A 6,000-nucleotide genomic window follows, 5' to 3' on the forward strand; every position below is an offset into this window, starting at 1 on the left:
CGTCAAACGATTAGCACTCGAATTAATAGAGTGCTAATCATTATTTTAATAGCATATCCTTTAGTTTACGTCAATATGTTACGGATTTTTTTACTTTGAATATGGTTAGGGGAGGAAAAAGAGAGCACGTATTTAATGTGTGGGGATCTAAAGGTACTAAGCAAACGATGCTGCATATGAATAAGGCTTTTGAAGCTGATTTGGATGCACGAGAAGAGGCAGGGAATGTCTTTAACCAAGTAAAACCAAAGCTTGCTGTGTATTTCCAACCACACTCCCCTTTCAAAATATCAAGTGTAATTTATATAGAAGTGTGGCCCATTGGAAAAACCTCGACATGCTGAAGAACACAGGCATATCCCTGCGTTCTTCAGCTTGCATATTTCTCTATGAAAATGATGAAAATAAAACAAACTATTTGCGACGAAATGCTAGTGTATATAGGGCCCAGCCAATTGTCATTACTATTATAAAAACCAACAGCACATTACTGTATAGAAAAGACGCGGCGTTCTCTACTGTTGGCAATAAAGGGAAATCCAATGTACGCTTTGTGAGCATACCACCAACAACCGCTATACCTATTCCTTCTGATAAGAAGCAAGCAAAATTGAGCATCCCCATTCCAGCACCAGCTTCTTCTGGTTCAAGACTATCTGCAACACTATTGGAAATCACTGTCTTGATAAATGAAAGACCACCGAAAGTAAAAATTAACATACCTGTCATTAGCCATGGCGTTTCATCTAAAAATAACGATATAATCAGAAAACTAAAAATACTCAAGAACAATCCAAGAGATAAAACGAATGTATTGCCTCGTTTATCTACCAAAGTTCCACCAATTATACCGAAAACGATTACACTCATCGTGCCAGGGAATATAATCCCACTGCCAATCATGACTGTGGTTAGTTGATGCACGTCTCTCATCATATAAGGTACCATTGAGATGAACCCGGCCACAGTGCCTAATAAAATGCATCCAGTTAGAACACCGATTATAAATTTTCGCTTTCTAAACAAAGATGGTTCAATAAAAGGCTCTTTAGCTCGGCGGATATGCAAGGAAAACCCTACAAACAACACAACGCTTATTACAATATAGATCCAATTATATTGCATCGTATATAAAGTAAACATTACAATCCCAATTGATAGCAACAATACACCGAGAATATCTATTTGGCCTTTAGAGACAGATTCATTAGGCAATACTTTAAGAAAGAACGGGATAGATACAAGCGTCATCATTGGAATTATAAAAAGGAATGACCAATGTACATAATGCGCAATCATTCCACCAATGACTGGTCCCATGCCTTCACCCACAGCTACCAATGACCCTACCAACCCGAATGCTTTACCACGATCCTCTGAACGAACATGACGTGCAATGATCACCATAATAAGTGCAGGCACTGCCGAGGCACCAGCACCTTGAATAAAACGTGCAGCAATGATAGCTGGTAAGTAAGCATATGCAAGTATACCGAAAAGTGATCCCGCACTATACGTTAATAGCCCGATAATCAGTAATTTCTTAATACCATACATATCAGATATTTTTCCATATATAGCCGATCCGATACTAAATGAAAGGATAAAACTTGTATTAACCCAATTTGCTACAGCAGGCGGAACAACAAATTGTTTTGCAATATCAGGCAATGCTACATTGAATACCGTCTCATTCAGGACACTGAAGAAAGCAAGGAAGCTCAGCCATGCTAATGCCTTCTTCACATTTTTAAAGGTTTGATTTGGTAACCCGACTTCTTCAGTAAATTTTTTACTGTTGTTTACATCTTTATCCACTAGGATAATACCCCCATATTATAGGGGGAGTACGCAGTTTATAGGGTAAATGATACGCTTCCCCCTTGAATTTGTACCCGATTCATTTTAGTGCACTTCATAAAAACGCCTCCTAATTATAATTATCCAATATTTTACCACAAAACAGCTTAGGTAGCATTTTGTTTCTATATAAAATTGGTATTTTTTACAATATGCTAATATTCGCCATTAAGGCAGTCTACTCTTTTGTATCCAATTACCGGTCACCAAGCCAGGAACCACTAACAGCAAAGAAAACAAGAAAAACACGAACATTTTTGTCGGAAATTCACAACTTTTATTTTTATCATTGAATAACGTTCGTGTTTTACTTACAATCTTGTTATCAGCTTTAAAAAGCTAAGGGGGAAACTCATGGTAAACTATTCGGATTTTATACAGCTAGGACGGTTAATCCGTCATTTAGAACCTCATGTAACGAATATGACACTTCATATTCTTACACATGAACATCGGGAAGAAATTGCCCGGAAAATAATCGAAGGGTTATTGGGTTCAAATCCCGACCAAACACTTCACATCGAAACGAGTTCCGGCGAATACACAAATGAAATTGCTATTTTACAAATAGGAAAGAGCAAGTATACGTTTGAGAAAGATCATCAAGACATATTCATTAGCAAAATGAATCATTATAGCTGCCGCATCACCGCAGGCTCCTATGGTATCCTGGCATATCATACGGACTATCCAGGCGTCATCCGGGATGTATCGCGTATTCTTGCAGAGAATCAAATCAACATCTCCAGCATGAAAGTATCGAGAGAACAAAAAGGAAAAAATGCATTGCTGGTTTCGTTGACCGATGAAGAAATACCAGCAGAGACTATAGCAAAAATCCAACGAATTCCCCAGATTACAAAAATCGTGGCGTTGTGCCCGGTGTGAATCTTATGAAGGAGAGGCTAAAACATGAAATATCGCTCTGTGTTTGACATTATCGGTCCGATTATGATCGGGCCTTCCAGCTCTCATACAGCCGGTGCGGCACGAATTGGACTACTCGCACGAAATCTGTTCGGAAACAAACCTACACGAGCAGACATTTTATTTTACGGATCATTTGCAAAAACATACAAAGGTCATGGAACCGACATTGCCATTGTAGGAGGAATTCTCGGATTTGATACATTTGATAAACGGATGACCGAATCTCTTTCAATTGCCAAAGAGCAGCATGTGGATATTACGATACGTACCTCGGATGATATCCCCAATCATCCAAATACCGCCCGGGTGACAATAAGCGATGAAACAAAGACGGTAAGCGTATGCGGCATCTCCATCGGCGGCGGAAAAATGGAGATTACTGAGGTAGATGGATTTCCAGTTCGCATCACTGGCGATATGCCTACCCTGCTCGTATGGCATGAAGACCGGTATGGCCTGGTAGCCGCCGTATCAGAGATCCTAGCCGCGCATAAAATAAATATTGGATATATGGATATGGCCCGAAAATCCCGAGGAGCGCAAGCACTTATGGTCATAGAAACCGATCAGGCTGCATCTGAAGTGATTTGCCAGGAATTATGCGCTCTATCTTATATAAATAACGTTTCCAGTATCGCTGCATTATAAGGACAGAAAAGGAGTGAACGATGATGGTGTTTCGTACGATCGCCGAATTGGTGGAGCTATGCTCTACAGAAAATAAAAAAATCTCACAAATTATGATTGAAACGGAAAGCGAAACCTCCGGCAAAAGCCAACAAGAGGTTATAGATATGATGGAACGAAATCTAGATGTCATGAAAGAAGCCGTGGAAAGAGGAATTGTGGAACCTGATCGGTCGCGCAGCGGTTTAACCGGAGGAGACGCAGTTCTTCTGCAAACCTATATGAAGGAAAAGGAACCTCTCTCCGGAAAGCTTCTGTTGGATGCTGTTAGCAAGTCTGTAGCGACGAATGAAGTGAATGCGAAGATGGGTACCATTTGTGCAACACCGACTGCCGGCGCCTGTGGAATCGTGCCCGGTACTCTGTTCGCTGTCGCTCCAAAGCTGAATGCGGACCGCGAACAGATGGTACGTTATTTATTTACAGCAGGCGCCGTCGGCTTCGTTATCGCAAACAATGCTTTTATTTCAGGAGCAGCGGGTGGCTGTCAGGCTGAAGTAGGCTCGGCTACCGGCATGGCAGCAGCGGCCATTGTGGAGATGGCAGGCGGTTCTGCCGAACAATCCGCACAGGCGGTCGCCATCGCGTTAAAAAATATGCTCGGTCTTGTCTGCGATCCGGTAGCAGGCTTAGTTGAAGTTCCCTGTGTTAAAAGAAACGCCATGGGAGCGGCAAATGCGATGGTTGCGGCAGATATGGCATTAGCTGGTATACGAAGCGCCATTCCGACCGACGAGGTAATCGAAGCGATGTACCGCATCGGCTGCGCTATGCCCAACACATTAAAGGAGACCGCACTGGGGGGATTAGCGGCCACACCAACCGGTCGCGAGCTAGAACGTAGAATTTTCGGTGATGCATAGTTTTAAAAACATGAAACCTTACCTGTAGTACGTCGTATAAGTGAAGCGATACGATTTCTGTATCCTGCTCTAAAGGTCCAATACATTTAGCTAACACTCAGCGAGGGATGAAGCTCCTCAGTGAGCGCAGTTTCACTTTATTACAACTGGAAAGGAGTCTACAAGTGACGGAGTATATTCTTGCCTTTGTAGAAATCCTGAAGGAATTTTCTTATTTCGGATTGATGCTGGCATTAACGTTTGAATTTGTTCCTGCCGAATTGGTTCTGCCCCTTGCCGGATACTGGGTGTATCAGGGGGATATGAGCTATTGGCCAGCCGTTCTCGCAGGTACGGTCGGAGGCACATTTGGTCCACTTACTTTATATGCATTGGGACGTTACGGCGGGCGGCCCTTTATTCTGAAATACGGTAAGTATCTGTTTATTCGGGAGCATCAGGTGGAGAAAGCAGACCTCTTCTTTCAGAAATACGGGGCCGGGGTCGCTTTTTTCGCACGCTTTTTGCCGGGCGTCCGCACGCTTATCTCTATCCCCTGCGGCCTGGCTAAAATGAATGTATGGCTTTTTTCCATTTATACATTCTGTGCTACTCTGCCCATTACAGCGGTTTACATCTATCTGGGGTATACGTTCGGTCCACATTATAAACAGGCGGCAGCAGCAGCTGAAGACTACTCTCCGTTTATTATCGCTGGGATCGTTGTTCTTCTTGGAATTTATATTGCAATCAAGAATAAATGGAGCTACAGTTTCGGAAAATAATGCTTCTGGTAATAGTTGTACATAAACAAAACTCGATTTCCACAAAGAAGCCAAACGGCTGCTTTGCGTCATTTCAGGCGGACCAACAAAACATCCGGGTATTTCTGTTGGTCTTTTTTGCCTGCCGTTCCACGCGCTTCACAAGAATAAAGGAAGCAGTGAAAACCTTAAAAAGTGATTTTTACAGGGATGGTTCTAATGCTAAAGAGGCTGTCTCAAAAGGTCGTTGAAAAACGATTTTTTCGAGCCAGCCCTTCTTTTTTTACCTGAATATGGATTTTAGAGGTTGCTTATCCTCGATTTTCTTTCTATTTATCTCCGTATTTGTGGTTCTTTTGATCGTTGATTTAATTTNTAATGAAAATGAACTGGCGATTGTGTTTGATTTGACCAAACACAGGTTCCACATCGATTTTTCGCTGGCTGTATTTTCCTTCTCCTTCTTCGGTTGCCAGCCGTTCCCGTACGTCTTTGCGCTGTTTTTGATTTTCCATCGAAACAGTGATCCTTTTGGTTTCTTTTCCTTTTGCGCAAGACGCTTGAAATGGACAGCCAGGACAGTCCGCACAAAGGTACACTCGCTTGATCGATTCATATCCATTGTCCGACTTCTGTTTCTTTTCATAACGAAAGGTCAGTCGTTTATTGTTCGCACACATCCACTCATCCTGTTCTTCGTCGTACGTCATGTTCTCCAGACGACCCACTTGATTCTTCCATGTTTTCGTTTGTTCCTTATCGAAGGTGCTGTATTTGACGTACGCCTCGATTTCTTTCTTTTCGCAATAGACGTAATTCTCCTCGCTCCCATATCCGGAATCGCCAATCAACGCCTTTGGTTTAGGGCGATTGTATTGCTCAAGAACTTCAAAATGAGGAATCAGGCAGCCAGGATC

General features: G+C 42.4%; 6 protein-coding genes and 1 pseudogene. 4 read left to right on the forward strand and 3 right to left on the reverse strand.

The annotated features are described in order from the left end of the window. Positions 1 to 414 precede the first annotated feature (414 nt). Together AF333_RS22685 and AF333_RS37710 are read right to left on the reverse strand one after the other, a co-directional pair. Positions 415 to 1,746, reverse strand: coding sequence for an MFS transporter (locus AF333_RS22685; protein WP_074715290.1), 1,332 nt, complete (start codon positions 1,744 to 1,746; stop codon positions 415 to 417). Between the two features lie 110 nt (positions 1,747 to 1,856). After that, the gene (locus AF333_RS37710) at positions 1,857 to 1,919 is read right to left on the reverse strand and encodes a tetracycline resistance efflux system leader peptide (protein ID WP_139189078.1); all 63 of its coding nucleotides are present in this window, start codon (positions 1,917 to 1,919) and stop codon (positions 1,857 to 1,859) included. 295 nt (positions 1,920 to 2,214) lie between these two features. On the opposite strand from AF333_RS37710, the gene AF333_RS22690 reads away from it, so the two are divergent. The 4 genes from AF333_RS22690 (at position 2,215) to AF333_RS22705 (ending at position 5,104) form a co-directional block, all read left to right on the forward strand. Continuing rightward, complete coding sequence (locus AF333_RS22690) at positions 2,215 to 2,748, forward strand: ACT domain-containing protein (RefSeq protein ID WP_043069090.1); 534 nt, start codon at positions 2,215 to 2,217, stop codon at positions 2,746 to 2,748. Between the two features lie 24 nt (positions 2,749 to 2,772). Then, positions 2,773 to 3,438, forward strand: a complete 666-nt coding sequence (gene sdaAB / locus AF333_RS22695; RefSeq protein ID WP_043069091.1) for an L-serine ammonia-lyase, iron-sulfur-dependent subunit beta — start codon at positions 2,773 to 2,775, stop codon at positions 3,436 to 3,438. A 26-nt stretch (positions 3,439 to 3,464) separates the two neighbouring features. Further along, a complete protein-coding gene (sdaAA, locus tag AF333_RS22700; protein ID WP_043069100.1) occupies positions 3,465 to 4,340 on the forward strand; it encodes an L-serine ammonia-lyase, iron-sulfur-dependent, subunit alpha in 876 nt (291 codons plus the stop codon). A gap of 224 nt (positions 4,341 to 4,564) precedes the next feature. Beyond that, a complete protein-coding gene (locus AF333_RS22705) occupies positions 4,565 to 5,104 on the forward strand; it encodes a DedA family protein (protein ID WP_407638692.1) in 540 nt (179 codons plus the stop codon). Between the two features lie 355 nt (positions 5,105 to 5,459). Here AF333_RS22705 and AF333_RS22715 read toward each other — a convergent pair. Further along, positions 5,460 to 6,000 (reverse strand): annotated as a pseudogene (locus AF333_RS22715) (transposase); the annotation flags it as partial.

Origin of the sequence: Aneurinibacillus migulanus (genome assembly GCF_001274715.1) — a bacterium.
Taxonomy (GTDB): Bacteria; Bacillota; Bacilli; order Aneurinibacillales; family Aneurinibacillaceae; genus Aneurinibacillus; species Aneurinibacillus migulanus.